Origin of the sequence: Mycobacterium sp. GA-1285 (assembly GCF_001499905.1) — a bacterium.
Lineage (GTDB): Bacteria > Actinomycetota > Actinomycetes > Mycobacteriales > Mycobacteriaceae > Mycobacterium.
Map to the genome: position 1 here is coordinate 1 of NZ_LQIS01000011.1, position 26,281 is coordinate 26,281.

Consider the following 26,281-nt stretch of genomic DNA (forward strand, 5'->3'; position numbering starts at 1 on the left):
GTCAGCAAGTCGACATCACAGGCGGCCACCGTCTCGAAGGCGGCACGCAACGCGCTCACCGCGGCCTGCAGATCGTCTCCCGACATACATCGAACATACATTCGACCACCGACACTAAACGGTTAGCGGCCCACGCAAACCGAGATAACACCTGAACGCCAGCAGCACCGACCTCGGACTGCCCGCCTGTCAGCGAATTATTCGCTGCGAGCGAAAAATTCGCTTATAGCCGGGCAGTTGCACAAGTGGGCCCGACGGGAACTGGTGAGACTGGTGGTGCGAGTCTCCTGGCCCCGCCACGAAATCCACGTCCGATCGAGTCGTACCTAGCCAAGCATCAACGCCGAGATACGTCGGGCAACCGCGCGCCGGCGAATACCCCGACGAGTCCCATTGCCGCGAGGAACAGCAGCGCCCACGAGATGTCGATGATCGCCAGCAGCGAGCTGACGCCACCGACGAGCAGCAGGATGAATCCCATAGCCGAATTCGAAACCGCCACATAGACGGTCCGCTGATCACCGACGGCCATATCGACGACGTAGGTCTTGCGGCCTACCCGTACGCCGATGTGCGTGAGCGCGAGCGAGAAGTACACGACAATGAACAGCACGTTGCTCAGCCAGCCTGCGCCGGTAAAGCCGGGGAGTGCGACGACAACGACCGTTGCGATGACGATCGCCGAGGCCACGCCCGCGCCGACGCTCATCAGCCGCTTGCTCGATCTGTCCGCGAAGCCGCCGAAGATACGGCCGCCGATCAGCGCCGCGACTCCTGAGGCGATGATGAAGCCACCGAGGCCCGTCAGGCTGTCGGCGCCTGACTGGATCGACAACGTCACCACGAACGGTGTGCTCAGCGAGGAGACGAGCAGCAGGCTGCGCACCCCGACGAAGTGCCGAAACAGCTTGTCCTCGCGCAGCAGCCTGTGCGTGTTCGCGAACCAGTTGTCTGATTTGGTGAACGCGTCGAGATCTGTTGAGGCGTCCGGCTCCGGCTCCTCCCAGGGCGCTTCGCCGGGCGGCTCGCGGACGCCCCGATAGACCACCGCCACCGCGACCCAGAGCGCCGCGCCCGCCGCGAGCAACCACGCCAGTTGACCGGCCGAAAGATCTTCACCGCCCAGGAGGCGGATGGCGAGACCCAGGGTGATGGCGACCAGTCCGGCCGCCGTCGTTGCCACGCCGTTGATCTGCCCGCGTTCACCCTTCGGGACCGTTCGACCCTGCACATCCTTCGACGCGATCGAGCAGAGGCAGCGGCCCAGCGCGAAGACCGCGAGGGCGGCCACGATGGCCGCACCGGCCGCCAGGCCCCTGCCGACAGCGGCGGTGGCTGCCATCACCGCGACCGCTGCGGCCTGCACCAGCGCACCGGTGACGAACACCCACTTGCGGTACCGCACGCGCAAGACCAGCGGTGTCAGAAACGCCTGCGGCAGCATCGAACCCGACTCACGGACCGGCACCAGGACACCGGTGAGTGCCGCAGGCACACCCAAGGTCGCGAACAACCACGGCAACACCGTCGATGCGTTGACCGTCTCGTCGCCCGACGACTGCAGGGCGCTGGCGAGCATCAGTCGCAGCCCGTTCGGTGCGACGTTCCGCCGAACCTCGCTCGGCAGCTCCTGCTCGGCTTCCCAATTCCGCTTCAGCAGTGCGGAATACAGGTTCTGGACTGCACTCACGGCGTCAGCGCCCGGTCTGGTCTGGAGTGAGCGGCGGGTTTAGTGGTCCTCGTCGGCCTGCGTCTCGTGCACTGTGCCATGGGCGTGGTGCGGCGGTGCGTACAGGCTGTACAGCTTCAACGGCTCGTCTCCGATGTTGGTGATGTTGTGCCACGACCCCATCGGCACGAGGATGATCCAGTCGTCGGAGATCTCCTCGTCGAACGTGAGGTTGTCTTTCGACGGGCCCATCTGAACTCGCGCGCGACCCTGCTCGAGGCGGAGGAACTGGTCGGTGTCGGAGTGGATTTCGAGACCCACATCGCCGCCCACCGGGATCGACATGAGCGTGAGCTGAAGCTTTTCGCCGGTCCACAACGTCGTGCGGAACTTGTCGTTGGCTTCGGTGGCGTCCTCGATGTTGACGACGTAGGGCTTGGGTCCGTGGTCGGTGAAATCGGTCAACGGTCTCTCCTTGTGTTCGGGCCGCAGACGGCTTTTCGGGCAAGCCTCGGTGGTTGCCTATCGGATGCCGACGACACGGTTCGCAAACTCGAACGGCCGCAACGGCGCTCGGGCAAGCGACCAGGTCATCAGGCATCGTCTGACGCTAACAAGCGTGAGTCGGCGCTTCCAGCAAGGGCAGCCTGACCTTGTGTATGCTGGCGACCTTTGAGCATGGCGGGAGATGTGGCGAGACAATGGCCAGCGTGAAGTTCTTTTCCGATCCGGTACTCGAGTCGATGGCGACGCGGCGGTCGATCTCGAAAGTGGGCCCGGAGACACCAACTGACGAGGAGCTGGCCGGACTGCTCGCGGCCGTCACGTCCGTGGCGGATCACAAGGCTCTGCGTCCCTGGCGGCTGGTCCTGCTGCGCGGCGACGATCGGATGAGATTGGCCGAGGCGCTCGACGCAGCGGCAGGCGAAGTGCGCGAGCCCGGCGAGTTCAATACGAAACCCTTCCGCGCCCAACTGTTGATCGCGATCGTCGCGAGCCCGAAGGAGCATCCCAAGGTGCCGACGTGGGAACAGCACGCGGTCGCCGCCGGGGTGGGCCACCTGCTCGAGCTCGCCCTGTGGGCCGCGGGGTGGGGCGCCATGTGGCGCACGGGTCTGCTCGCGAACAGCCCCGAGGTTCGCGCGGCGCACGGCCTGACCGACCGGGAACACTTGATGGGCTGGCTGTACGTGGGCAGCATCGACGACTCCCTGCGCAGGCGTCTGCGTGAGTCGAAGCGGCCTGCGCTCGATCCCCACCAGTTCCTGAGCCGCATGCCCCTGTAGCGGGCGCTGCGCTCAGGAATAGAACGAGTCGAGTAGCTCCTTGTTCTTTTTCTCGACGACCCCCCGCTTGACCTTCAGCGACGGTGTCAACTCACCGTTTTCGATCGACAGGTCGTGGTCGAGCAGCTCCCATTTCTTGATGGTCTCCCATCGGTTCAGTTGCGAGTTGAGCTCGTCGACGTACCCACCCACCATGTCCCGCACCGCATCCGACTTCACCAGCTCCGCGTAGGACTTGCCGCCGAGGCCGTTCTGCTCGGCCCACCCGGACAGGGCGTCGGGGTCCAGCGTGATCAGCGCGACGCAGAAGTTACGGGATTCGCCGAAGACGAGGATGTGGCCCGCATACGGGCACAGCGCCATGAACTTGCCCTCGATGGCCGGTGGCGCGACGTACTTTCCGCCCGAGGTCTTGAACAATTCCTTGATCCGGCCGGTGACCGTCAGGAAACCGTCCTCGTCCAACTCGCCCTTGTCCCCGGTGCGCAGCCACCCGTCCTGGGTGAACACCTCCGCCGTCTTGTCGGGCAGGTTGTGGTATCCGTCCATCACGCACGGGCCCTGCACCTGCACCTCGCCGTCATCGGAGAGGCGCACCGACGTGCCGTCGAACACCTGCCCGACGGTGCCCAGCTTGTAGTTTTCGGGCCGGTTGATGAATGCGCCGGCCGCGGTTTCGGTCAGTCCGTAGCCCTCCAGGATCAACAGGCCGGCTGCGTGGAACCATTCGGCGATGTCGCGGTTCAGCGGAGCCGAACCGGAGATGAAGAACTTGATGCGTCCGCCGAACACGTCGCGCACCTTGCTGAAGACCAGCCGGTCGAACGCGGTGTGCGCGATCTTGAGCGGAAGCGGTACCTCCTTACCGGCCAGCCGGTGCTTGTCGGCATTGCGTCCCACGGCGAAGGCGGCGGTGAAGAGCTTCTCCTTCACTCCCTCTTGAGAGGAGACGACCCGCGCGTGAGCCTTCTCGAAGATGCGCGGAGCGGCGCCCATGAAGGTCGGTTTCACCTCGGCCATGTTCGGGACGATCTTGTCGACGCGACCGTCGATCGCGCTGGCAAAGCCGCACGCCAGCTGAGCCGTGATCAACACCTTGCCGAACGCATGCGCCAGCGGCAGCCACAACAGCTGCAGGTCGTCCTCGCCAAGGATGCCGAAGTCGGCAATGGTGTTGCCCTCGTACACCCACGCCCGGTGCGGCAACCGCACGCCTTTGGGATTGCCGGTCGTACCCGAGGTGTAAATCAGCGTCGCCAACTTGTCCGGCGTGATCGACTCCGCCGTCGTGCGCACGCACTCGGGGTGATCGGCGAGGTACTTGGTTCCGATGTCGGACAACTCGGCGATCGTGATGACGCGGTCTCCGTCGCCAGCCCCGTCGAAAAGCACCACCTTCTCGAGGTGCGGCAAATCGTCGCGCCGCTCTTTGAGCTTCTCCAGCTGTGTCTCATCTTCGGCGAACACGACGCGGGATTCCGAATCGCTCAGGATGTAAGCGGTGTCGGCCGCGTTGGTCGTGGGGTACACCGTGGTGGTGGCGGCTCCGGCGCACATGACCGCGAGATCGGCGAGGATCCATTCATATCTCGTGCTCGAAGCGATAGCCACACGTTCTTCGGGTTGGATGCCCAGCGCCAGTAGGCCGGCCGCCAACGCCTCTACCTGTTCCGAGGCCTCTCGCCAACTCAGCGATACCCACCGTTCCCCATCACGTTTGCGGAAAGCCTCCCGGTCGGCGGATTTCCGAACGCGGTCGAAGAACATGGCGGCCACGTTGGGGGACACGGTCGTGGCTTTCTGATTGGTGTCGGTCGACATCGCTGTCTCCTGGTTGGGATCTCATACGGTACCGCGCTTCGGGGTGCGGTCGGGTGTTGCGCCTCTAATACCCAATGCGGACAGGTATGACGCGCTGGGACTGCGAGACCCTTGATACCGGATCCGAACTGTCGGATGGTCAATCCCTACCGCATGCGACCAGTCTGCCTTCCCGCCGTCTATCCTGCGCCCATGGGAAGCTCACGAGTTTCCGGCGGCGTGGTGCACAAGCTGCCGACCGATCTGCGTAAGGCGTTGCTCGCCAACGACACCGCGCTCGCGGCCTGGAACGACATAACCCCGCTGGCGCGCAACGAGTTCATCTGCTGGGTCGAGGACGCCAAGCAGGAGAAGACCCGCGAACGCCGGATCCGCCGGACCCAGGAGGAACTGGAAGAGGGTAAGCGACGCCCGTGCTGTTGGCCGGGCTGCCAGCACCGTGAGCGAAACGGCAAGTAGTCACTGGTCGTAGGCGGGCGCCGTCTGCAGTTCCGGTGCCGCCGCGGCCAACAGCGCCGTGCGGTCACCGGTCAGCGGGGGATAGATCCGCTCGCCGTTGATGATCCGCTTCGTCGCCTTGGCCGTCGCGCCGGTGCTGACGACGCGGCGGTCCCAGCCCTCGGTGTACACCGCACCGGCCGGACCGAGGTCGAGCACCGTGACGTACCACGGAATCCGAAGTGTCCTCATGGGCAGGCCCAGTAGGTCACCGATCACGTTGTAGCCCGCGTACCTGCCCATCGGACGACCGTGTTGACACGACATCACCGACAGATGCTCGTCGTCCATCCGCGCGGCGGCCACGTCGCCCGCCGCGAACACACCACTGACGCCCTCCACCCGTAGATAGTCGTCGACCGCAACGCGGCCGAGCCGATCCAGCGGCACACCCAACTGACTCGTCAGCGGATGGGCGCGCATACCGGCGCACCAGACGACGGTGGCCGTATCGATCACATCTCCCGTCGACAGCGTGACGCTGCGCTCGCCGACCGCGGTGACCCCCGCTCCGGTGATCACCTCGATTCCGTTGTCGCGCAACGCTTTCTCGATGACAGGCCGTGCCGAGTCGCCCATGTCCGAGCCGACGTGAGGGTTCCGGTCGACGAGTACGACGCGCGGGGTAGCAGCCGGGCAGAGGGCGTCCGCCAGCATCGCGGGCAGCTCGCTGGCCGTCTCGATGCCGGTGAGGCCCGCACCGACCACGACGGCCGTCGCCGATGCCGGGTCGTCGGTAGGCAACGTGCGAACGTGACCCTGTAGCCGCAGCGCCGCATCGTAGGTGTCGACGTCGAACCCGAACTCCGCCAACCCCGGAATGTCGGGTTTGGCGACGCGACTGCCCACCGCCAGCACGAGGCGGTCGTAACTCAACGTCGCTCCGTCGGCGATGCCCAGCGTCGCAGCCGCCGGGTCGATTGCCGTCACCTCCGCGGCCACATGCCCGACACCGACGGGATCGAGCAACTGCGACAGCGGGATTCGGCACGCGGTCAGGTCCGCTTCGTAGTTGCGCACGCGGATGTCGTGATACGGCTTCGGACTGACGACGGTGACGTCCACCGTCCGGAGGCCGAGTTCGTCGAGGCGGCGTGCCGCCCCGAGCGCGGCCCATAGCCCGGCGAAGCCGGACCCGGCCACGAGCACACGCGCTGACGCCGACATCGCCCCATCGTCGTTCGGTGACGGGGCGGGGGCAAGCACCATGACGAACTCGCGAACTGTACGCCAGGGTCGTGGTAGCCGGCATCCCGCGACCCTCCGGTACATCTCGCGAGCTTCACAACGTGCTAACGCCGCCGAGGCTAAATCAATCGTTTGATTTAACTGTGCGGGCGGTGTCTACTGAGTCGGTGACCGCAGCCCGGCCCCTGAGTGGGCACCGCTCGGAAGGGACGCGCGAAGTACTGCTCGCCGCCGCTGAGCGACTCTTCGCCGAACGCGGTATGCACGCCGTGTCCAACCGCCAAATCAGCGAGGCCGCTTCGCAGGGCAACAACGCCGCGGTCTGCTATCACTTCGGTACCCGCACCGACCTTCTGCGCGCGATCGAAGGCAAGCACCGGGTACCGATCGAGCAGTTGCGCGCCAGGATGCTGGCCGAGATCGGCGGGTCCGCCGACCTGCGTGACTGGGTCGACTGCCTGGTACGACCGCTGACCGAACACCTCGACCAACTCGGCAACCCGACTTGGTACGCGCGGTTCGCCGCACAGGCCATGGCCGATCCGACCTACCGCGAGGTCGTCACCAAGGACGCCTTGTCCTCCCCGCATCTGGTGCAGGCGATCGACGGCATCACGGGATGCCTTGCCGAACTACCGAAGCGGGTCCGATTCGATCGAATCGTGATGGCGCGCAACCTACTCATGCACACCTGCGCCGAACACGAGGGGGCACTGGCGCGACGCGGTCCCCTCGCGCGGTCACCCTGGCCACAGGCCGCCGACGGGCTCACCGACGCGATCACCGGGCTGTGGCAGGCACCGGTCCGCCGGAATCCCTCGAGGAACTCGCGGTGAGCGGTGCGCCAGGTATGCGCGCTGGGCGTCAGAGCTGAGCCGGTTTCGCCACATCACCGTGCGTCTGCCACAGGTTCAAGACGTTGATCAACATCTGCAACGGCGCGCGCACACCCTCGTCAGACCTGATACGCGGATCGGCGCGTGTGGTGAGCGGACCGGCGCCGGGAAGCCGCTTGCGGATCAACGCCGGGACGTCGAGCAGCCAGGTGACGCCCATCAACGTCGCGTACAGCACCAGATCACGTTCCATCGCCGCAGGGTCGAGCACCGGTCCACCGCTTGCGAGCACCTCCTTGCAGAACAATTCGAGCAACTCGTCGAGATGGCTGTCCCACAGTGATGTTTCGGCTCCCGACAGGGACCCCCATACCGCCATCGCCACATTCATCCGGCTGACGCAGCCCCAGTCCATCAGCCCGCAACGCAACTCGCCGTCGTCACCGCGCCAGAACCAGGCGTTGTCGACGTTCGCGTTCCAGTGGCAGAGCGCGAGGTAGTCGGGGTCGGCGCGCAGTTGCCACCACACGTCCGCTTCGCGCCTCATCAATTCTGGTGCCTGCGCGGTCATCCGAGACAGGAACGACGACGACCGAACGTTCGCCGGGAACAACCCTCGTGACGCTCGACGAACTCGGCGAGCCGGTGCAGCCGGCGCTCGAGTTGCTCGGCGGTGTATACCGGAGGCTGGCCCACGGTCGCGGCCCGCAGATCCACCGGGAACTGCGCGAGCAGATCGGCGGGCAGCCGACCCGAGCGTTCGGTCCCCGCCAGCCGCGCCACCGCGGTCAACAACGCCCGGTAATGGATTGCCTGCTCGGGCATCTCGTAGTCGAGACACTTGTGATACTGCGGTTCGATCGCGCCGGTGCCGAAAGCGATGCGCTCGCTGATCATCAGCCCCGTGCCGGTTTCGCGGTGAAAGTCGGCGAACACGGTGGCCGGCACGGCGATCGGAAAATCAGGGGCGCGCGTGAGCGCCGCGAACCGAGTCTCGGACTCCATCTGGGTGCGCCCGACATCACGCACCGCGTCGTCGAAGTCGCGGGAGAACTTCACGAACAGGTCGGTGTGCGCGTCGCCATGCTCGCGCGCATAGCGCACGGTCAACGCTGCCTTGCGTCCGGTGCTGCCTCCGGACACCTCGTCGAAGCGGTCGATCGCGACCACTTCGTTGTCACCGGGGAGCGCACCGTAGACGCGGAACGCCTCGGTGAGGAAACCGGTTCCTGCCCCGCGCAGCGCGTCGGGGTGAGTGGGAAACGCGAGGCCGGTCGCATCGCCGCGCACCCAGTCGATCTTCACCATGTCTGTTCCGCCGCCCGCACGAGATTCTCGTTCACCGCGACACGCCGGTCGCGTGTCACCATGCACGTCACCGAGCACGTAGTCGTCGTGTTCTCCCAGAATCGGTGCACCGCACTCGATGCGTGCGGGACGGGTCAGGGCTTGCTGCGTCCCGAACGGCTCAGCCGCCACTCCGGTGGAAAGTTCATGTCGTTGTCCTTGACCACGTTGTTGAGCCCCTTCTCGAACGTGCCCTCCGTGAGGTCGACATCGTTTTGCTGGTCGTTCTGGATCATCGGCAGCATCCCTTCGACCATTCCGGTCAACAGGCTGCCGAAGTATTCACCCTTGTGCTGCTTGTACAACTCGAGGAAGGTCTTCTGCACCGCCACCGTGTCGGTCGGGCGGGACTTCGAGCACGCCAGCGCGTACTTCTCGGTCTCGGCTTCCAGCTTCTCCCTGGGCACGACACTGTTGAGGAAGCCGCACTCATACATCTCCTTGGCGCTGAACGGCCGACCGGTGAACAACATTTCGGAGAACTTGCGTAAGCCCATCGTCTCGGCCCACCACCACAGGCGCGGCCCCCACCCCACGTACCGGAACGCCGGGTGTCCGAACAGCGCGTCGTCGGAGGAGATCACCAGATCGGCGTCGCCCGCCTGATAGAAATGCCAGCCGTAGCAGTATCCCTTCGCTTCGATGATGCTGATCTTGCGGAGTTCCTGCAGTGGCCGGTTGCCGGCACGCGCCTTGGCGTAGAAGTCCGTCACCGTCGACAGGTAGCGGTACGAACCGCCCGGCGGGTACTTGACGTCATCGTCGTTGATCGCGAGTTCGTGAAGCAGCGGCATGCCCGGGTTCTCGAGCATGTCCCGCTGCTCAGGAAGGTCGCCGCCACTTCCGAAATCCTCGCCCTCACCCCGGATCACGACGACCTTGACATCGTCGTCGACGTTGCACTTGTGGATCATGTCGGCGTAGAGCTGGCGCATGCCCATCGTCGTCGAGTTCTGGGCCTCCGGACGATTGAACGTGATGTAGGCGATCCGGTTTTTCCGGTCCTTCTCCAATCGAATGTGCTGCTCGGCTTCCCGCTTCATCTGTTCGTAGTCGAACTCTGGCATGTTCGCTTCCTCCACTTCGTGTTACCTCCAGTAGGCGGCCCGCGTAGCCGGGCAACTGAACACCCGCCGACGAATCGATTTCGTCAAGGGCGAAGGCTCTGATCGTCTTGCGTATCGCTCGTCGGTCAATCCACCACGGCAGTCATCGACTTCCATCCACCCACGGTGGACGTCGGGCTGTGCTCGGCATAAGCCAGGCCGACCTGCCAGTCCGGAATCGTTGACGGTGCCGACGTGGCGGGCGGTGGATGTCGAAGTCGGCGTCGTAGGGGTTATAAATGGACGCTCCCCTTCTCGACGGCGCTGTCTCGGCTGTCTTGCACACCTTCGTCAGCGCTCACCGTCATCTGCGTTCCGCCTTCCACCGGACCTCACTGGGGAGCGGTGCCGTCACACGTCACCGGCTCGTGGACAGTCTGTCAGCGCTCGATCGCGGCGGGGCTGTTTAGACCGTCCGCTTAAAACGACGTGTCACGCTCCGGCGGCCCCGTTTCCCCGGCTACCAATTGACCGCCAAGATCAAGAGTCCGAACGATTTCATTCCCCGTCTTGGAGCGGGCATTCGCAAGCCCTGCCCAGCTCGAACCGGGCAGCGTCACCGAGGTGCGGTGACCGCCGCCGACCTGCTCTGATGACGTCGGGAGCCCTGCCGCAGACCGTCGCGCGGATCAGTCACCGCTATTGGAGGCCTTGACCTCCGAGCCGCTCGCGGCGGGGTTGATCTTGGCCCGCTATTCGCCATGGTTCTTCGTTCGGCAAAGATTTGCAGCGAGCCGCTCGCAGTCGTCACCAATAGCTCTGTATTGCGGGACTATTTTCGTGTAACAATCGTATTTCGAACCCTCTGCACGAGGGTTCTCTTTTGGACGGGAGGCAATCATTCCCACGTCACCTTTGCGCATCACGGCGGGTGTCTGTGTACTCGCCGCCGGATTGCTGTTCGGCGCCGGCGGCGCCATCGCCAGTGCTGACGACTCAGGAGGCGGGGGAACGAGCGGCTCGGCCGGCACGAGCCAGGGTTCCTCGAGCACGGGAGGCTCCGGGGCTTCCGGCGGGGTCTCGACCAATGCCCCGTCGAAGATCGACCGGCGCTTTCGGCTTCGCCTTCCGGATTTCTCTCGAAATTCACCCTCGCGGCAGAGCAGGTTCAACCGCCCCCCGACCATCGTCCGGGGCGGCGTAGACACGACCGCGAAGACCGGAAAGCCGGACGGCTCGAAGTTGACTGCCGAGGAATCCCAGCTCGTGCCCGCCGACGAAGCCAAGACCACGCCGGCCGAGGCGCAGGAAACCGCACCCGGCATTCAGGAACCGGCGGCGGAGACCCCCGGTACCGAGGCCCCGGCGCCGACGGTGCCCGCGGACGGCTCGGGGACTCAACAGGATTCGGACCCGGCCGCGGTCGGCGCGGCATCGGCCCAACAGCAGACGGGGACGGGCTCTGAGACGATGCCCGTCCAGGCCGATGACCCGGTGGCTCCGGGACTGAAGGCCGATCCGCTGAGCAACGCGTTCGGAACGATCAACGGCGCGGTGGTGACCTGGTCGGAGTCGCTCGCCGCGCTGCCGACCTCGCGAACGCCGATCATGGACGCCATCACATCGCTTCAGACCATGGTGACGACCGTGGCGGGAGCGGTCACGCGGGTGCCCAGCGACCTCTACGCCATGCTGGGCATCCCCGCTTCGGCGGCCGGTCCGCCGCAGCCATTGATCGGTGGAAGCGGCACGCTCGACGTCCGGACGATGAACGCTCCGACTGGCGGAGCGCTGGTCGGACCGCATCCGGGTGAAGCCCCGCATGTCGTGACTTCCACGGACAGCGGCTCGCTGTTCGGCGCAATGGCCCCGCGCCCGGCGCAGGGCAAGGTGGCCACCACTGACACCGTCCAATCGCTCTCGGTCTCGGGAACCGTGCCGTTGACGACCGCCACCGCCCCGGCCAGCGCGAAGTCCATCTTCGAGCACGTCATCGAGGCGGTTCTGGTTCCGGCCTCGCTGACGGCCCTGGCTGCCGTGGCATTGCCGGGTGTCGGAGCGTTGCTCATCGTCGCCGCGGCCGGCGTGCGCGTCGGCTACCGGCAGGCGAAAGCCGCTCTCGCTCTGCGGGCCTCCGGTATCGCACGGTTCGCGGGGCCGGGTCCGCTGGGCGTCGTCCGCTCGGGCTCCATGGTCGCGCTACGTCAGCGCGCCCGTGGGCCGCGCACCAAACGCGCGGTGTGTCCGGAAGCGGAGCGCCTGGCGCGCACCCAAGAACACGTCGCCTAGCCGGTCGGCTACATCCTCGACTTTGCGTCGGTCAACGCCGCACGGTGCTGGTGTGTCCGCGGGAAAATCACCCTGGCCAAATTTACATTGAGTGCTCTATCATTTGTCGGACCGAGACTCAGCCGCAGCGCAGCCCGAGAGGACCGTCGATGGCCAAACCGCCCCTGTCGATGAAGCCGACCGGATGGTTCCAGGTCGCGTGGTCGGCAGAGCTCGAGCCCGGCGCAGTCCGGCGGATGAAGTACTTCGATCGCGAAATGGTCGCTTGGCGGACGTCGGCCGGCCGAGCGGTGGTGATGGACGCCTATTGCGAGCACCTCGGCGCCCATCTGGGTTACGGCGGACACGTGGAGGGCGACGTCATCGAGTGCCCATTCCACGGTTGGCAATGGAACGCCGACGGCCGCAACGTCTGCATCCCGTACCAGGACCGCCCGAACCGCGGCCGTCGTATCCGCAGCTATCCCGTCGCCGAACGCAACGACTCGATCTACATCTGGCATGACATCGAGGGACGCCCACCGTATTTCGACGCGCCGGACGTCTTCGGTAGTTTCACCGACACCCGCACCGCCGCCGACTACTATCCGCCGATGACCCTCTTCCGCGAGGGCCTCGAACTGCATCCCCAGTACGTGCTGGAGAACGGCGTCGATTTCGCGCACTTCAAGTTCGTGCACAAGACTCCGATCATCCCGATCTTCACTCGCCACGATTTCGCCGAGCCGTGGTCGTATGTCGACTTCACCATCACATTCGGTGGCGACGAGACCCAATCGATCGAAAACGTCCGAAGCGGTGTCGAAGCCATCAACGGGGGGCTGGGGATCGCGGTGACCAAGAGCTGGGGCATGGTGGACAACCGGACGATCTCGGCGATCACCCCAGTGGACGACCGCACGTCGGATGTCCGGTTCATGGTCTACATCGGCCGGACCCCCGGCCGCGACGACCAACGGGCCGAGGCGAAGGCCACCGAGTTCGGCGCCGAAGTCATCCGCCAGTTCACTCAGGACGTGCACATCTGGTCGCACCAGCGCTATTCCGACCCGCCCGCGCTGGCGACGGCCGAGCACGAGGGTTTCACCGCCTTACGCAAATGGGCGACCCAGTTCTATCCCGACGGCCGTGGCGGCAGTGCTGCGGACCTCGAAACATCCCGCGCAGCAACGGCTTCCGAGAAAGGATCGACCCGATGACCGCACACCCCGCCCCCCCGACACGGGTCTTCCAGGTTGCCACGGGGAACCTCGGAACCGAGATGATCAAGCGGATCGGGGAGCATCCGGATCTCGAGCTCGTCGGATTGCATTGCTACACCCCCGAGAAAGTCGGGCGGGATGCCGGTGAGATCGTCGGGATCGGACCTGTGGGGGTGAGCGCCACCGGCACGGTCGAGGAGATCATCGCCGCCCGACCCGATGTGCTGACGTTCCACGGAGTGTTTCCCGACGAAGACCTCTACGTCAAGGTTCTCGAGGCGGGCATCAACGTCGTCACCACGGCCGACTGGATCACCGGCTGGCATCGCGACACCAACCATCCGCATCCCTCGGGTAAACCCGTATCCCAGCTCCTCGAGGAGGCTTGTCGCAAGGGCGGTTCGACGTTCTACGGCACGGGCATGAACCCCGGCCTCAACCAGATTCTCGGTGTGGTGTGTTCGGCCGACGTCGCCGAGATCGAGAACGTCACCACGATCGAGTCTGTCGATGTGTCTTGTCATCACTCGAAAGACACCTGGATCGAGGTCGGTTACGGTCAACCCGTCGAGGATCCCGAGATCCCGGGCAAGCTGGAGAAGTACACACGGGTGTTCGCCGACAGCGTGTTGATGATGGCCGACTGCTTCGACCTGAAACTCGACGAGGTGAAGTTCAGCTACGAATTAGGCGCCTGCACAAAGGATGTGGACCTCGGCTGGTATCAGCTGCCGAAGGGCTCGCTGGGCGGGAATTACATCAAGTACCAAGGCATGGTCGACGGCGTGCCGAAAGTGGAGACCCATCTCGAGTGGCAGATGACACCGCACACCGATCCGCACTGGGACATCAAGGGCTGCTACATCACCCAGATCAAGGGTGACCCGTGCGTGTACAACAAGCACATGATCTTCCCGAAGCCCGGTGTGGACCTGTCGAATCCCGAGGCCTTCGCCTCGATCGGCATGACGGTCACGGGAATGCCTGCGCTGCATGCCATCCGGTCGGTGGTGGCCGCACCACCGGGGTTGATCACCAGCGCCGACCTGCCGCTGCGCGGCTTCGCCGGGCGCTTCAAGAGGTAGGAATGCCCCAGGCCGCCAACGTCGCGCCGCGCCGCCCGCCCAACGGCAAGCAGCTCCGCGCGGATCGAACCCGCGCGATGGTCATCGAGGAGACGGTGCGCTGCGTCCTCGAAGAGGGATTCGGTGCGGCGAGTGCCAAGCACATCACCGAACGCGCGGGTGTGACGTGGGGGGTGATCCAGTATCACTTCGGTGACCGGGACGGGTTGTTGATGGCCGTCGTCGACGAGGGCTTCGCGCAACTGGTGGCCTGCCTGCACGATGTTCAGACCGCACTGGGGGAGCACCACGGGCGCGCACGCACCGAACTGGTGATCGACGCGGTCGCCGACGCCTTCCTCAGCCCGACATCCGTTGCGGCGCTGGAGATCTTGATCGCGACCCGAAGCGGGCGCACCGATGCGCAGCAGCGTCACCTGGCGGAGCTGTTCTCCACGCTGACCCGGCTCGGCCGCTTCGTCGCCGAGGGGCTTGACCAGAAACACGCCGACGCGGTGGGCAACCTCATCTGGACCACTCTGATGGGGGCGATGGTGGCGAGGATGGCGGTCGAGGAACCGGTCGACGTCGGTCGCGAGTTGCGCGCGTTGACCGACGTCGTCACGGCGTATGTCGAGCTTCAGCTCGAGGGGGCTGCGGCCGCCGGGTAGCTCAGCTCAGCGCGGCCGGACGACGATCACCGGTGCCTTGGCCGACTGTGCGACCTTCGTCGCTACGGAGCCGAGCACAAGGTTCGAGAATCCGCCGCGGCCCCGGCTGCCGACGACGACGAGCTGAGCCTCGCTTGACGCTTCGACGAGCCGTCGTGCGGGGTCGTCGCTGACGATCATGCGCTGCACCCGCACATCCGGGTACCGTTCCTGCCATCCGGCGAGGCGTTCGGCGAGAACGCGGTGTCCGCCGTCCTCGTAGCGTTCCCAGTCGCTTCCGATCGAAGGAAACGAGGCGTCGCTCCACGCGTGCATCGCGGAGAGCCCCACACCGCGCCTCGAAGCCTCGTCGAACGCCAGCGCGGTGGCCTCTTCGGAGGCAGGCGAACCGTCGATGCCGACCAGGACGGGAGAGCCGCTGCCGGCGGGGGGCGGGTCACTGGTGGGAACGACCGCGACCGGTCCCCGCCCGTGATGCAACAGGCCACTGCTGACCGAACCGAGGAACGCCCGACCGAGAACACCGAGGCCCCGGGACCCGGACACGGTCATGTATGCCTCGCGCGAGGCGCTGACGAGCGCCGCGGCCGCCCCCGCGTTCGCGATGCGCGTTTCGATGGGCGGGGGCGCGTTGTCGCCCGCGGCGGCCTGGACTGTCTTCTGCGCTCCGTCGAGGATCTCGCGGCCGTTCGATTCCATCGATTCGATGTAGCTGGCTTCCAGATATGCGACCGGCCAGGTCACGGCGACAGGAGCGATCGCATGGAGCAACCTGATCGGCTGGTCGTGCAACAGGGCCTCGTGGGTGGCCCACCGGATGGCCGCCTCGGAGTCCGGTGATCCGTCGACGCCGACGAGGATCCCACTCGGGCCTGCAGCCATGATCTCTCCCTTCGCAACGTGGCGGTTACTGATTCCACGTTAGGTGGTCGACCAGCCACCCGGACAGGGCATTCGGTCCCGCCTCGTGCGGGGAGCGTCAAGCCCCGGTCAGCTCCGCGTACCGGGTGACGTGGAAATCGGTTGTGCCGAACTCGTACTGAAGCGCCGTCAGCCGCTTGAAGTAGTGGCCGATCGCGAGTTCCTCGGTCATGCCCATGCCGCCGTGGAGTTGAACCGACTGCTGTCCGATGAACCGCGCGGCCCGACCAACGGTGGCCTTGGCCGCCGAAACCGCGCGTGCCCGCACATCCGGCTCGGCCTCGAGGTTGAGGACCGCCAGGTAGGCGGCGGACACCGACTGTTCGAGTTCCATGTACATATCGACCATGCGGTGCTGCAGCACCTGGAAACTGCCGATGGGCTGGCCGAACTGCTGACGTTGCTTGGCGTATTCGACGGTGTCGGCCAACACCTTCCGCATGCATCCGACCGCTTCCGCACAGACTGCGGCCGCACCTTCGTCGCGTGCCTGAGCCAGCGACGGCCACGCCGCGCCCTCCTCGCCCAGCAGCGCGTGGGCCGGAAGTCGCAGGCCGTCGAACGTCAGGTCGGATGCCCGGCGGTCGTCGATGGTGCGGTAGTGGTGGGCCGCGACAGCGTCTCCCGCCGAATCGAGATCGACGACGAACAGCGAGATCCCGTTGGTCGTGCGCGCGCTGACCAGAAGGTGGGTGGCCAGAGGCGCGCTCGCGACGACGATCTTGGACCCCTGCAACACCCATTCCTCGCCGTCGCGCGCGGCGCTGGTCGTCACGTCCGCCCAATTGTGCCCGGACGCCGGCTCGTTGGCCGCGAGCGCGACGATGGCCGTTCCCTCGACGATCCGCTCGAGCAGCGCCGAGGCCGGCTCACCGCCCGCACGGCGCAGCAGGCCACCCGAGACGACCACCGTGTCCACGTACGGCTCGACGACCAACGCATGCCCGAGTGCCTCGGCGATGACCATCACTTCGACCGGCCCGCCGCCGATTCCTCCGATGTCCTCCGGCAACGCGGCGCCCAGGATCCCGAGCTCGTTGGCGAACCCGGACCAGATGTCGGGTTGCCATCCGGCGCCCGTCTTCGCCGCAGCGCGGCTGGTCTCGAGGTCGTATCGGCTCGACAAGAACTTGTTCAAGCCGTCGCGCAGCAGTTCTTGTTCCTTGCTCAGGTTGAAATCCATCTCGAGCCCCTCAGAGTCCCAGCGCCGCTTTGGCCAGGATGTTTCGCTGAATCTCGTTGCTGCCGGCGTAGATCGAGCCGGCCCGGTCGTTGAAGTAGCGCAATGGTGCGACGGCTTGCCAGGGCTCACCGCTGAGGTATCCATCCGGCGGCGGTTCGAACTCGGCGATCGGCCCGCCAGGGCAGGTCGCGTGCGGCTGGTAAACGCGGCCCCGCGGCCCGGCCGCTTCCATGGCGAGTTCGGTGATCGCCTGGCTCAACTCAGTCGAGAGCACCTTGAGCATCGACGAGGCGGCGCCGGGGTTCCTCCCCTCGGCGACGGTCGCCAACACCCGGTACTCGAGGATTTCGAGCACTTCGGTGCGGATCCGCGCGTCGGCCAGCTTGCGGGCGAAGGCCGGGTCGTCGAGCAGCCGGCCCCCGCTGGGTCCCGGTTCAGCGGCCGCGACCGTGGCGATCTCCTGGGCCATCACCTGCAGCGCCGGTGACGACGCCCCGCCGCCGCGTTCGAACTCCAACAGGTACTTCGCGACGGTCCACCCGTCGTCGATCTTGCCGAGGACGTTCGTCGTCGGCACCCGCACCTCGTCGAAGAAGACCTGGTTCTGAACCTCTTCTCCGGATGTCATCACCAGAGGCCGGATCTCGATGCCGGGGGAGGACATGTCGATGAGGACGAACGTGATGCCCTGCTGTTTCTTCTGCCCCCTCGACGTCCGCACCAGCGCGAACATCCAGTTCGCCTCGCGGGCGTGTGTCGTCCAGATCTTGCTCCCGGTGCAGATGAGGTCGCCGGCCGATTCATCGATGACCGCCGCCATCGAGAGTGCGGCCAAATCGGAACCCGCCTCGGGCTCGGAGTAACCCTGACAGAAGAAGACCTCGCCGGTCAGGATGCGGGGGAGGAAGAAGTCCTTCTGTGCGTCGGTCCCGAACTTGATCAGGGCGTGGGCGACCATGCGGATCCCCATCGGCGACAACGACGGCGCACCCGCCAGCGTGGACTCCCGACTGAATATGTAGTGCTGGGTCAGGCTCCAATCGCAGCCGCCGTACTCGACGGGCCAGGCCGGTGCGGCCCACCCCCGTTCATGCAGGATCCGCTGCCATTCCATGCTCGCGTCGTGGTCGGCGTACACGCTGGTCATGAGGCGGCCGGCGCGGCGAAGCTCGGGCGTCAGCTTCTCGTCGAGAAAGCTGCGCACCTCGTCACGAAACTCCGTGTCCGCCGGTGACCACTTGAGGTCCATCGTCGATCCCCTGTCTCTTACCGCCCTACACAGTAAACCTAGTTGACTATGTGGCCAGTTGTGGGGCCGCTGACGTGAATCGGCGCTCCGGGATAAGCGGAACGGGCACGCCGGGGCGACGGCATAATTGAGTTCGTGGAGAGGCGACGAGACAGTCATGTTGCGAAGTCGCCGACGGCTGTTCTCGGTGAGTTGCCGGCATTGGTGGTGCTCGACCGCCTACCGGTGCCGGTGTTGGCGATAGCCGAAGACGGTGCGATCGTGTTCGCCAACGAGGCGTTCGCAGACATGGTCGGCTACACCGCCGACGCACTGCGCGAGCTGCATTTCCACCAGATCTTCCACACGCTGCCCACCGATGAGCCCGCGGTGTCGGTGATGCGCGCGCACGAGGAGCTGGTCGTCGAACTCCTACACCGGGACAGCTCGATCGTGCGGGCCAAGATGAGCAAGTCGGCCCTGCGGCGCGGCAGCGATCCGGTCGCCTTGGCCACCTTTCAGGATCTGACCGAACAACTCTGGGTCGAAGAACTGTGAATCAGGGCTCGAGGGGTGGGGCGGATTGGCGCATCGACTCGCGAGCCAGGTACTGCTGGAAATAGGTCAGCGACTCCTCGGTCACCAAAGCCTGCAGCAGGACCCCCCAGATTCGTCCGAGGCGTTCCATCACGTCGACGCCGGACGAGGTTGAGCTGGTGAGCAGTTCGGCGCCCGTCATCGATCCGACAACGGTCTCGGCGACCGCGACGGGATCGAGGTCAGGGCGTACGTCGCCCTCCTCGATCGCCAGCGTCACGCTCGACGAGATTTCCTCGAGCCAGCGGTCGTAGATGCGGGTATTGGCCTGGCTGAACCCCCCGAAGGCGCGCCGCAACTGGACGGCACTTCTGGCGACCATGTGCGTGGAGAGCAGGTCCGCGACAACGAAACACGAGTGGATGATGCGTTCGAGGGCGGGCGCCGCGGACTCGCTGATCTTCTCGAACGCGTCGAACAGGGTTGCGCTGCCCTCCTCGATGATCGCAGCGGCCAGCGCTTCTTTGGAGTCGAAGTGGTAGTACAGAGCGCCCTTGGTCATCTCGGCGTGATCGATGATGTCGCCCAGGTTGGTCGCGGGATAGCCGATCTCGTTGAACAGCTCCACCGCGGCATCGATGATCCGTCGTCGGGTCGCCTCGGATCGGGCTTGCCGCGCCATCGCCGACACCTCCCGATTTCCTGGCCGCCACCGGTGGAGATGGCCTGGTCGGGGGATCATAGATCATCTCAACGGGGATGCCGACTTGATGGCGACGATGGTCCGCCGCTTGAGGAACTCGGCGAGGTAAGAGATGCGGTCTGGGTCGGTCAGGCCGGGAAGGATCAGCATCCACGCGGACTGCAGGTCCCGCAGGAAGCGTTCGGGGTCGTCGAGATCGCTGGTCTGCCGTAAGCCCATGTAGACCGAGACCAGAAGGCGGCCGATCACCTCGGCGTCGCCGTTGTCGCGGATGTCGCCTTCTGCGACCGCCCTCTCGATAACCCTCGTGTAACCCTCGACCCACCGGCCGAGGACCGCCGACTGTAATCCGTCGGTGCGGCCGATGTACTCGAGAAGATTCAGTCCGGCCCTCGCCACCTCGCTGCCGATGTCGTCGATCGCGATCCGAAACGACAGATCGATGAGCGTCTCCACGCCGGATAATCTGCGTGCCAGCACCTCGTCGACCGACGCTCGCGCTTCCTCCATGCGGAGTTCGACGATCGCCGACGCCAGCGCGTGTTTGGAGCGGAAGTGAAAGTACATCGCCCCCTTGGTGACCGCCGCGTCCGCGAGGATGTCGTCGAGGTTGACCCGGCTGTAGGAGTTGCGCGCGAACAGACGAGACGCCGCACGCAAGATCTGAAGCCGCGTGTAGTCCGATCGTCGATCGACGTGTTCTGCCGGTGGGGGAACGCGGTTCAGTGGGAGCCTCGTTTGCCCGAAGTTGACCAACCCTGCGATTCTTTCATCCACTTCCCCGGTTCGACGAATTCCGTGCCGTTAGCTGTGTGCGACACCCCGGCGGTCGCGTGTTCCTCCGGCGCTCTCGATTCCTGGGCAATCTTTTCGTCTGACTTCTCCGAAATGCCGCACGTCGAATTGTCGTGTCCGACACGTCAGACTTTAAGTCATAATTCAGCGCCTATAACATCCAAAAAGTATGTAAAGTAACCCAGGTGATGACTTCCGGTTCGCGGCGATCCGTGTCGCGGCCCGTCGGTCACCCTGCGTCGCACACGTCGTTCCTCGCGTTGCCGCGACCCGGGAGACGTTAACGGTGCAGTGGGACGACGAAGTCGATGTGGTGTGTGTCGGTGCCGGTGCGGCCGGGCTCGCACACGCCATCGCACTCGACGAGTTCGGTGGCGAGGTTTTTCTCACCGACTGGGGCGTCGGGCAGCGCCACTGGCTCGGCACGAACGCGGCCGACGAGTGCACCCGGCACTTCTTCGCCGAGATGACGTCCGACTTGGGCCCGCTGCACTGCCAGTCCCATGACCTCGGCGTGCCCATCCGCGCCGTGCCATCGCATGTACCCGCCGAGACCACCCGCATGGTCGCACCGTTCGTCGGGGCGCGGTTGCGCGAATGGGCCGCTCAATGTCTGGCGTCGCCGTTCGGTTACCTGTCGACCCGGCTACCGGATTGGAGCGCGACGACTGTCTGCGCGTCGGACGGCCAGATACTCGAGGTCCTCGAGATCGGCTCGCTTTCCGGCGATTCCGAAGAGCTCGCCGGCGCCGTGTCCGATCTGCTCCTCAAGGGTGTGGCCGACCGTGACATCGAAGTGCACTCCGACCATGCGCTGCAACGCCTGGTTTTCGAGGAGGGTGTCGCGGTGGGCGCGGTGTTCGCAACGTCCGCCGGGTCGATGGCGGTCCGGGCCCGGCACGGGATCACGGTGACCAGTGGAGCTGCACAACTCGCCGAGGTCGATCGGCGGTCGGTGTCGGGCGACGTCCTGCGCGTCTGCCTCGTCGGGCAGCGTGCCAGCAGGTTCGGTCGCGTCGAGGTGCTCACCTCCGAACCGCCCACAGTGTCAAGCGCGGCGTGCCGTGCGCGCGGGCGCCGCTTACACGCCGATCTTCATAGGACGTACCGCCACTCAGGGTCGTGGCGATGCGGCGAAGTCCACGGGTATCCGCCCCCGGGCGAGTAGCGCTTCCATCTCGGCGCCCGGCACCGGATGCGACAGCAGGAACCCCTGCGCCCGGTGGCATCCATGCGCGAGCAGGGTGCGGGCGGCCTCCTCGGTCTCCACGCCCTCGGCGACGAGCTGCAGGCCGAACGCCTCCGCGAGCGCGATGATGGCGCGGACGATGGCGAGATCGCCACGGTTTTCGCCCAGCTCCCGCACGAAGCCTTTGTCGATCTTCAGGGTGTCGACGGGCAGTGACTTCAAGTGCGACAGCACGCTGTAGCCGGTGCCGAAGTCGTCGATGGCGACCTGCACGCCCACCTGTTTGAGACCGGCCAGCGTCTTTCGGGTGGTTTCGATGTCCTGCACCACGATGCTCTCGGTGATCTCCAGGCACACCGATCCGCCTTCGAGGCCGAACTCGTCGATGGTGCCCGCGACCGATCCCACGAATCCGTCGCTGACCAGTTGGACCGGCGAGACGTTGACCCGCAATACCGCGTCGCGGCCGACGCCGCGCGCGCGCCATTGCGCGAACTCGCGGCACGCCGTCCGCATCACCCAGCGTCCCAATTCGCCTGCCAGGTTGATGGATTCGGCCACACCGATGAACGAACCGGGCGCGAGCAGGCCCCGCGTCGGATGCTCCCAGCGGACCAATGCCTCGGCGGCGAGGATCTCGCCGGTGCGCATGTTGACCTCGGGCTGATAGTGCAGGAGAAGGGCGCCCGTCTCGATGACGCTGTGTAGGTGGAGCTCGATGTCGTTGCGGAAGTCGGACTCCAACGACATCTGATCGGTGAAGACCGCCACCTCGTTCCCGCCGGAAGCCTTGGCGGTCAACACCGCTTGGTCGGCGCGCCGCAAGAGATCCGATGTGTCGTCGCGGCCCGGGTCGCCCAACGCCACTCCGATGCTGACCGTACGGGTGAGCGTCTCGCCGTCGACCGCGACCCGCTCATTGAGCGCCGTCTGCAACCGAGTGGCAAGTTCCCTGGCGGTGTCGACGTCCGTCGGCCCAGCAGGCACGACCACGAACTCGTCGCCACCGAGCCGGGCGAGGAAGGTGCCGTCGTCGGCGCTTTGACGCAGCCGTTCGGCCAGTACGCGAATGAACCAGTCACCCGCGGTGTGGCCGAGGTAGTCGTTGATGGCCTTCAGCCGGTCCAGATCGAAGAACAGCACCGAGACCGGTCCCGGTCGGCCCTGCTGCAGACGAGCGTCCAGGTGCGCGAGCAGGGCGCGCCGGTTACACAATCCCGTCAGATCGTCGTGTTCGGCCAGGTGGCGGAGGCGATCCTCGGCTTCGACACGCGCTTGAACCTGGGCGAACAGAGAAGCGATCGCCTTGAGCGCGTTGAGTTCTTCCGGAGCCCAGTCCCGGTCGCCGAATTTCACGAAGCCGAGCACTCCGGAGGTGATGTCGCCCGAGAGCATCGGCACGCACGCCATCGAGGTCGACGGAACCTGCCTGCCCTCGGCGATGGTCTGCTGATACTCCTCGGTCGAGGGCTCCGGACGGAACACGATCGGTTCCTTCTGGTGCTCGCACCGGGCGAACACCGGATCGGCGTCGGCGAAATAGACCACGCGTAACGGGTCGGGATCCGGAATCCCGGGCCGGACCGGCCATTCGGCGACCAGCACCGACGCGCGGATCCGATGATCGTTGTGACGCAGAAAGCTGACGTCGACGCCGAGGTACTCGACGAGGTCGGCCAGGACGCGCTGGCTCACCTCGACCGACGTCGCGGCGTTCACACCCATCAGCTGCGTGGCGACCGAGGTGACGAGGTTCTCGAGGCTGCTGGGCACTAACCCTCCCTGACGCCGTCGGGGCTGTCGCGACGGTGGTGGCTGCGGCGCCGGCTGCGTACCGACGAGCGGGCTGCGTAGGTGAGCCTGAGGATCAACGCCTGCGACTCCGCCGGACCGGTGCCCGCGAGCTGGTGAAAATCATATTGCAGCCTGCCGAGGTCGTCGGCGAAAGTGGGAGAGACGCGGCGGCGGTCCGGCTCGTCGAGCGCGTACAGGAATGGCGGTGAAACCGGTTGCACGGCAAGGCCGTGCTGCTCTGCCCGGATCCACACCGACTCCACTGCCGCCCCGGCGCGCGCGTAGTCGGCCAGGCGGCGCCCTTTCACCGAGACGACCGCGAGACCTGCGCAGCCTCGTACCCGGCGCTCGGTGTCGTCACCGAGGGCCCGCCCCCCGTCCCACTCCTTCACGTGGTTCATCACCTCCGGCCGCCGAAGGACCTCGAGCATCACCCAATCCGCCGGGGAGAGCTCGAGGGTGCGCACGTCGATGCCGGAGTCCAGTGAGGGGGCGTCGGGCCATCGCAGTTCGGCGAACATCTCGGCGTGCAGGCGCGGAGTCAGATACCGGATGCGGTCGGCGGCAGCCAGGATCGCCGCGGCCGATTCGAGGTCGTCCCGCCCGGTCAGGATCCTCAACCGGGCGCCTTCGGCGTCCGCGGCGGCCGCCAGGATCGCGACCGTGCCGGCGGAGATCGGTGCCGCGTTGCCGAGACGCCGATTCGTTTCACGGGCCAGCATCGGCTCGTACAGCGATGCGAGTTCGGGGTCGTCGCCCGGCGCGAGCGTCAGCGTCGCGATCAACGGTGAGGCCTCGTCACCGGCGCCGTAGTGCACCTGCCCGGTCATGTGGTGCACGGCGGCCGCCACACGTGCGTTGAAGGTGGCGGCGCCGACGGCGACGGCGCTGGCCCGCAAACCGACGTCCATCGTCGTGGTGTACCGCGGGTCCAACGCGATCGTCGCCGATCCGGTCGCCACCTCGATTCGCCAGGGTTGAGCATTGCCACCCGAGGGCGCGCGCTGTGCGGCGGCGGCGATGGCGTCCGTCGCTCGGTGCGGTGGAACTTTCACAGGCGGGTCGTCGACGGGGTGTTCCTGGGCGGGCACCACGGGGGTCTCGAGTCGGTCGAAGACCTCGTCGATGTCCATCCGCGCCCGTCCGGACGGGAGATGCTCGCCCAAGCCGATTCGCCTGACGGCTTCGGCGACCAAACTCGTGTTCAGTGCCACCTCGGACGTCAACTGCGGCCACGTCGACAAAGTCTGTCCCACCTCGAGCAGCGAGGCCGCCATCCGGGCCGAGACCTGGCTCGCCTCGACGAGTCGGAGCGAGTACGGCAACTTGTCGGTGCTGCTGAGATTCGCCAGACCGGTCGCGTCCAGGTCACCGGCGAGACCGTGGAGAATCGGGCGCGCCGGATCGAGGTCGAACCGCTCGACATCGATCAGCGCGCGATCGCTGGTCGTCATGAGCACCGGGATCCCGCGCGCCCGTGCGGCTTCGCGGACCTGAAGTTTGGCGTCCAGGGAGTCGCATTCCTCGATCACGATGTCCACGCCGTCGAGGAATTCGTGCACGGTCTGCGCGTTGACGCCCGAGACGTCGACGCGCACGGGGAAGTACGGATCGAGTTCAGCGATCCTCCTGGCGCACACGATCGCCTTGTTCACCCCGATGTCGAGCACCGAGGCGGGCACCCGGTTCAGGTTCGTCAGATCCATGTCGTCGAAGTCGCTCAACCGCAAAAGACCGCACAGCCCCTGAGCCGCCAGCGCGTAGGCGATCGTGTGACCGACACTCAATCCGACGACTCCGACCGTCAGGCCACCGAGCCTTTTCTGTTCGGCCGGGGTGATCAGGTTTCGGTTGCGATCCAGACGCACGCGGCGAAACCCTTTGGGACCGAGGATGTCGGCCACGGCACGGCGCCACGGATAGTAGGCCCAGCGAATCGGTTCGGCGAGAACATCTTCGGGCGGTGATGGGCGTGATTCGCGCAGCGCCCGCTGCTGTTGTGCTGCGCTGTCAATGAACGCGATGCGCGGATCTGACCGCAGTTCGGCGAGGACGGGATCGTCGGCGAGCAGAACTACTGCCGTGCACCGATTCGAATCGCCGTCCCCGTCGATCACCGCTCCGTCCCGGTGGCGGCTGACATACCCGTCGCCTTCCGAACGGGAGCCAGCATGTGTTGTTCGGCGAAATACAACGAAAGCTGTTTGGGATCAGCATGTTTGGCGAACGTCGCACGGTCCCACCAAGCCAGTCGGGTTTCGTAACGCTCGTCGGGATACGGCGTCGGAGGAATCTTGGTCGCCAGAATGCCGCCGGACGAAAGCCATCGTTTGAGCACATAGGAGGCCGCCGTCGCGACGATGAACTGGATGTCGAGAAGCCCCATTGCGTGCAGCGGTGTTCTGGAGATCGCGTAGGTGAGCTGGCGGTTGCGATCGGGATCGTCCGTCACCCATGCGGTTTTCATCTCCACAACGCCGAATGGTAGACGGTCGCTGATCATCTTCCGTACCGCGTCGAAGCCCGGTTGGCCCTTCCACTCCAGCAGTGCGTGGGCCTCATCGGCGCACTGGTATGGCCCTTTCGCGCGTAGGCCACCGACGACCCTTCCCGTGCGGTCGACACAGGCGGCGAACAGAATCGTGTCCGAGCCCGAGTGCAACGCCTCCACGTCGAGCGCTTTCGCCACACCATGCTTGGTGTAACTGCGTGTGGCCCCGTGCACGAAATTCCGCCATAGCTCAGGTTCGACCGCGGGGTGTGCAAACGTGATTGAGCAGTCGGTCTCGGAGTCCCAGAAACTGGGAGTCTGTCGCAAACTGGCGGCAACATCGGTGGCGGGTCGGAATTGTGCAATGGTCATATTCGTCCGATCATCGGGGCAGTTTCCATGGTCCGGTCGCTGCTGTTCACATGTGGATTTCCCACATCCATCTGAGTATGTCGCCGAGTGCTGTTTTATTACCAGCAAGCGAAGTGATCTTGTTGTGAAAAAGTCCCTTGTCGCCGCGAAA

At 65.7% G+C, this 26,281-nt stretch carries 22 protein-coding genes and 2 pseudogenes; 9 read left to right on the forward strand and 15 right to left on the reverse strand.

Annotated elements, in window-relative coordinates; all coding sequences use genetic code 11:
* Positions 1-337: 337 nt before the first annotated feature.
* Together AU193_RS08295 and AU193_RS08300 are read right to left on the reverse strand one after the other, a co-directional pair.
* Positions 338-1,690 (reverse strand): MFS transporter, encoded by a 1,353-nt coding sequence (locus AU193_RS08295; protein WP_064421899.1) that lies wholly within the window; start codon positions 1,688-1,690, stop codon positions 338-340.
* 39 nt (positions 1,691-1,729) lie between these two features.
* Positions 1,730-2,134, reverse strand: coding sequence for a cupin domain-containing protein (locus AU193_RS08300; RefSeq protein ID WP_064421900.1), 405 nt, complete (start codon positions 2,132-2,134; stop codon positions 1,730-1,732).
* A 245-nt stretch (positions 2,135-2,379) separates the two neighbouring features.
* On the opposite strand from AU193_RS08300, the gene AU193_RS08305 reads away from it, so the two are divergent.
* Positions 2,380-2,955 (forward strand): nitroreductase, encoded by a 576-nt coding sequence (locus AU193_RS08305; RefSeq protein ID WP_371259169.1) that lies wholly within the window; start codon positions 2,380-2,382, stop codon positions 2,953-2,955.
* Positions 2,956-2,967: 12 nt separating this feature from the next.
* Here the strand turns inward: AU193_RS08305 and AU193_RS08310 are convergent, their stop codons facing one another.
* Positions 2,968-4,776, reverse strand: coding sequence for a long-chain fatty acid--CoA ligase (locus AU193_RS08310; protein ID WP_064421901.1), 1,809 nt, complete (start codon positions 4,774-4,776; stop codon positions 2,968-2,970).
* 192 nt (positions 4,777-4,968) lie between these two features.
* Here AU193_RS08310 and AU193_RS08315 point away from each other — a divergent pair, with 192 nt between their 5' ends.
* The gene (locus AU193_RS08315; protein ID WP_064421902.1) at positions 4,969-5,235 is read left to right on the forward strand and encodes a YdeI/OmpD-associated family protein; all 267 of its coding nucleotides are present in this window, start codon (positions 4,969-4,971) and stop codon (positions 5,233-5,235) included.
* Here the strand turns inward: AU193_RS08315 and AU193_RS08320 are convergent, their stop codons facing one another.
* Positions 5,236-6,441 (reverse strand): NAD(P)/FAD-dependent oxidoreductase, encoded by a 1,206-nt coding sequence (locus AU193_RS08320; protein WP_064421991.1) that lies wholly within the window; start codon positions 6,439-6,441, stop codon positions 5,236-5,238. It abuts the gene before it with no gap.
* Positions 6,442-6,614: 173 nt separating this feature from the next.
* Between AU193_RS08320 and AU193_RS08325 the strand changes: the two genes are divergently transcribed.
* A complete protein-coding gene (locus AU193_RS08325; protein WP_064421903.1) occupies positions 6,615-7,298 on the forward strand; it encodes a TetR/AcrR family transcriptional regulator in 684 nt (227 codons plus the stop codon).
* Between the two features lie 28 nt (positions 7,299-7,326).
* Here AU193_RS08325 and AU193_RS08330 read toward each other — a convergent pair.
* The 3 genes and pseudogenes from AU193_RS08330 to AU193_RS08335 all read right to left on the reverse strand — a co-directional run bounded on the left by AU193_RS08330 (position 7,327) and on the right by AU193_RS08335 (position 9,712).
* A pseudogene (locus tag AU193_RS08330) lies at positions 7,327-8,606 on the reverse strand (hypothetical protein).
* Positions 8,600-8,680, reverse strand: a pseudogene (locus tag AU193_RS23810) (oxidoreductase); the annotation flags it as partial. The pseudogenes AU193_RS08330 and AU193_RS23810, both read right to left, overlap by 7 nt.
* A 60-nt stretch (positions 8,681-8,740) precedes the next feature.
* Positions 8,741-9,712, reverse strand: a complete 972-nt coding sequence (locus tag AU193_RS08335) for an enoyl-CoA hydratase/isomerase family protein (RefSeq protein ID WP_064421992.1) — start codon at positions 9,710-9,712, stop codon at positions 8,741-8,743.
* Between the two features lie 1,221 nt (positions 9,713-10,933).
* On the opposite strand from AU193_RS08335, the gene AU193_RS08340 reads away from it, so the two are divergent.
* From AU193_RS08340 to AU193_RS08355, 4 genes are all read left to right on the forward strand, one after another.
* On the forward strand, positions 10,934-11,980 hold the full coding sequence (locus AU193_RS08340) for a hypothetical protein (protein ID WP_156425153.1): 1,047 nt from the start codon (positions 10,934-10,936) through the stop codon (positions 11,978-11,980).
* 149 nt (positions 11,981-12,129) lie between these two features.
* Positions 12,130-13,179 carry a Rieske 2Fe-2S domain-containing protein gene (locus AU193_RS08345; RefSeq protein WP_064421905.1) on the forward strand — a complete coding sequence of 350 codons (1,050 nt, stop codon included), beginning with the start codon at positions 12,130-12,132 and terminating at the stop codon, positions 13,177-13,179.
* Positions 13,176-14,267: a dihydrodipicolinate reductase gene (locus AU193_RS08350; RefSeq protein ID WP_064421906.1), complete on the forward strand. Its 1,092-nt coding sequence runs from the start codon at positions 13,176-13,178 to the stop codon at positions 14,265-14,267. The genes AU193_RS08345 and AU193_RS08350 overlap by 4 nt, the downstream gene beginning before the upstream one ends.
* Before the next feature lie 2 nt (positions 14,268-14,269).
* Positions 14,270-14,917, forward strand: a complete 648-nt coding sequence (locus AU193_RS08355; protein WP_064421907.1) for a TetR/AcrR family transcriptional regulator — start codon at positions 14,270-14,272, stop codon at positions 14,915-14,917.
* Between the two features lie 6 nt (positions 14,918-14,923).
* On the opposite strand, the gene AU193_RS08360 is transcribed toward AU193_RS08355, so the two are convergent.
* The 3 genes from AU193_RS08360 to AU193_RS08370 form a co-directional block, all read right to left on the reverse strand.
* Positions 14,924-15,799: a universal stress protein gene (locus AU193_RS08360; protein WP_064421908.1), complete on the reverse strand. Its 876-nt coding sequence runs from the start codon at positions 15,797-15,799 to the stop codon at positions 14,924-14,926.
* A gap of 97 nt (positions 15,800-15,896) precedes the next feature.
* Positions 15,897-17,021, reverse strand: coding sequence for an acyl-CoA dehydrogenase family protein (locus tag AU193_RS08365; RefSeq protein ID WP_064421909.1), 1,125 nt, complete (start codon positions 17,019-17,021; stop codon positions 15,897-15,899).
* Between the two features lie 10 nt (positions 17,022-17,031).
* A complete protein-coding gene (locus AU193_RS08370; protein ID WP_064421910.1) occupies positions 17,032-18,270 on the reverse strand; it encodes an acyl-CoA dehydrogenase family protein in 1,239 nt (412 codons plus the stop codon).
* Between the two features lie 135 nt (positions 18,271-18,405).
* On the opposite strand from AU193_RS08370, the gene AU193_RS08375 reads away from it, so the two are divergent.
* Entirely contained in the window at positions 18,406-18,807 is a 402-nt protein-coding gene (locus AU193_RS08375; RefSeq protein WP_064421911.1) for a PAS domain-containing protein, read from the forward strand.
* Between the two features lies 1 nt (position 18,808).
* Here the strand turns inward: AU193_RS08375 and AU193_RS08380 are convergent, their stop codons facing one another.
* Complete coding sequence (locus AU193_RS08380) at positions 18,809-19,468, reverse strand: ScbR family autoregulator-binding transcription factor (protein WP_064421912.1); 660 nt, start codon at positions 19,466-19,468, stop codon at positions 18,809-18,811.
* 63 nt (positions 19,469-19,531) lie between these two features.
* Complete coding sequence (locus AU193_RS08385; RefSeq protein WP_253867689.1) at positions 19,532-20,149, reverse strand: TetR/AcrR family transcriptional regulator; 618 nt, start codon at positions 20,147-20,149, stop codon at positions 19,532-19,534.
* Positions 20,150-20,570: 421 nt separating this feature from the next.
* On the opposite strand from AU193_RS08385, the gene AU193_RS08390 reads away from it, so the two are divergent.
* Positions 20,571-21,452: a hypothetical protein gene (locus AU193_RS08390; RefSeq protein WP_064421913.1), complete on the forward strand. Its 882-nt coding sequence runs from the start codon at positions 20,571-20,573 to the stop codon at positions 21,450-21,452.
* Here AU193_RS08390 and AU193_RS08395 read toward each other — a convergent pair.
* The 3 genes from AU193_RS08395 to AU193_RS08405 are packed head-to-tail and all read right to left on the reverse strand — an operon-like array spanning position 21,399 to position 26,130.
* Positions 21,399-23,198, reverse strand: a complete 1,800-nt coding sequence (locus AU193_RS08395) for a bifunctional diguanylate cyclase/phosphodiesterase (RefSeq protein WP_064421994.1) — start codon at positions 23,196-23,198, stop codon at positions 21,399-21,401. The two genes, AU193_RS08390 and AU193_RS08395, sit on opposite strands and share 54 nt — an antisense overlap.
* Before the next feature lie 47 nt (positions 23,199-23,245).
* Complete coding sequence (locus AU193_RS08400) at positions 23,246-25,384, reverse strand: Rv1355c family protein (protein WP_064421914.1); 2,139 nt, start codon at positions 25,382-25,384, stop codon at positions 23,246-23,248.
* Positions 25,381-26,130, reverse strand: coding sequence for a hypothetical protein (locus tag AU193_RS08405; RefSeq protein ID WP_064421915.1), 750 nt, complete (start codon positions 26,128-26,130; stop codon positions 25,381-25,383). The genes AU193_RS08400 and AU193_RS08405 overlap by 4 nt, the downstream gene beginning before the upstream one ends.
* Positions 26,131-26,281 lie beyond the last annotated feature (151 nt).

What these genes read in the sequence shown, in the direction of transcription:
- AU193_RS08365 (WP_064421909.1), bottom strand. Translation starts at nt 17,021, where the DNA reads ATGGATTTCAACCTGAGCAAGGAACAAGAACTGCTGCGCGACGGCTTG.
- AU193_RS08350 (WP_064421906.1), top strand. Translation starts at nt 13,176, where the DNA reads ATGACCGCACACCCCGCCCCCCCGACACGGGTCTTCCAGGTTGCCACG.
- AU193_RS08345 (WP_064421905.1), top strand. Translation starts at nt 12,130, where the DNA reads ATGGCCAAACCGCCCCTGTCGATGAAGCCGACCGGATGGTTCCAGGTC.
- AU193_RS08380 (WP_064421912.1), bottom strand. Translation starts at nt 19,468, where the DNA reads ATGGCGCGGCAAGCCCGATCCGAGGCGACCCGACGACGGATCATCGAT.
- AU193_RS08395 (WP_064421994.1), bottom strand. Translation starts at nt 23,198, where the DNA reads ATGGGTGTGAACGCCGCGACGTCGGTCGAGGTGAGCCAGCGCGTCCTG.
- AU193_RS08310 (WP_064421901.1), bottom strand. Translation starts at nt 4,776, where the DNA reads ATGTCGACCGACACCAATCAGAAAGCCACGACCGTGTCCCCCAACGTG.
- AU193_RS08320 (WP_064421991.1), bottom strand. Translation starts at nt 6,441, where the DNA reads ATGTCGGCGTCAGCGCGTGTGCTCGTGGCCGGGTCCGGCTTCGCCGGG.
- AU193_RS08405 (WP_064421915.1), bottom strand. Translation starts at nt 26,130, where the DNA reads ATGACCATTGCACAATTCCGACCCGCCACCGATGTTGCCGCCAGTTTG.
- AU193_RS08360 (WP_064421908.1), bottom strand. Translation starts at nt 15,799, where the DNA reads ATGGCTGCAGGCCCGAGTGGGATCCTCGTCGGCGTCGACGGATCACCG.
- AU193_RS08335 (WP_064421992.1), bottom strand. Translation starts at nt 9,712, where the DNA reads ATGCCAGAGTTCGACTACGAACAGATGAAGCGGGAAGCCGAGCAGCAC.
- AU193_RS08370 (WP_064421910.1), bottom strand. Translation starts at nt 18,270, where the DNA reads ATGGACCTCAAGTGGTCACCGGCGGACACGGAGTTTCGTGACGAGGTG.
- AU193_RS08315 (WP_064421902.1), top strand. Translation starts at nt 4,969, where the DNA reads ATGGGAAGCTCACGAGTTTCCGGCGGCGTGGTGCACAAGCTGCCGACC.
- AU193_RS08355 (WP_064421907.1), top strand. Translation starts at nt 14,270, where the DNA reads ATGCCCCAGGCCGCCAACGTCGCGCCGCGCCGCCCGCCCAACGGCAAG.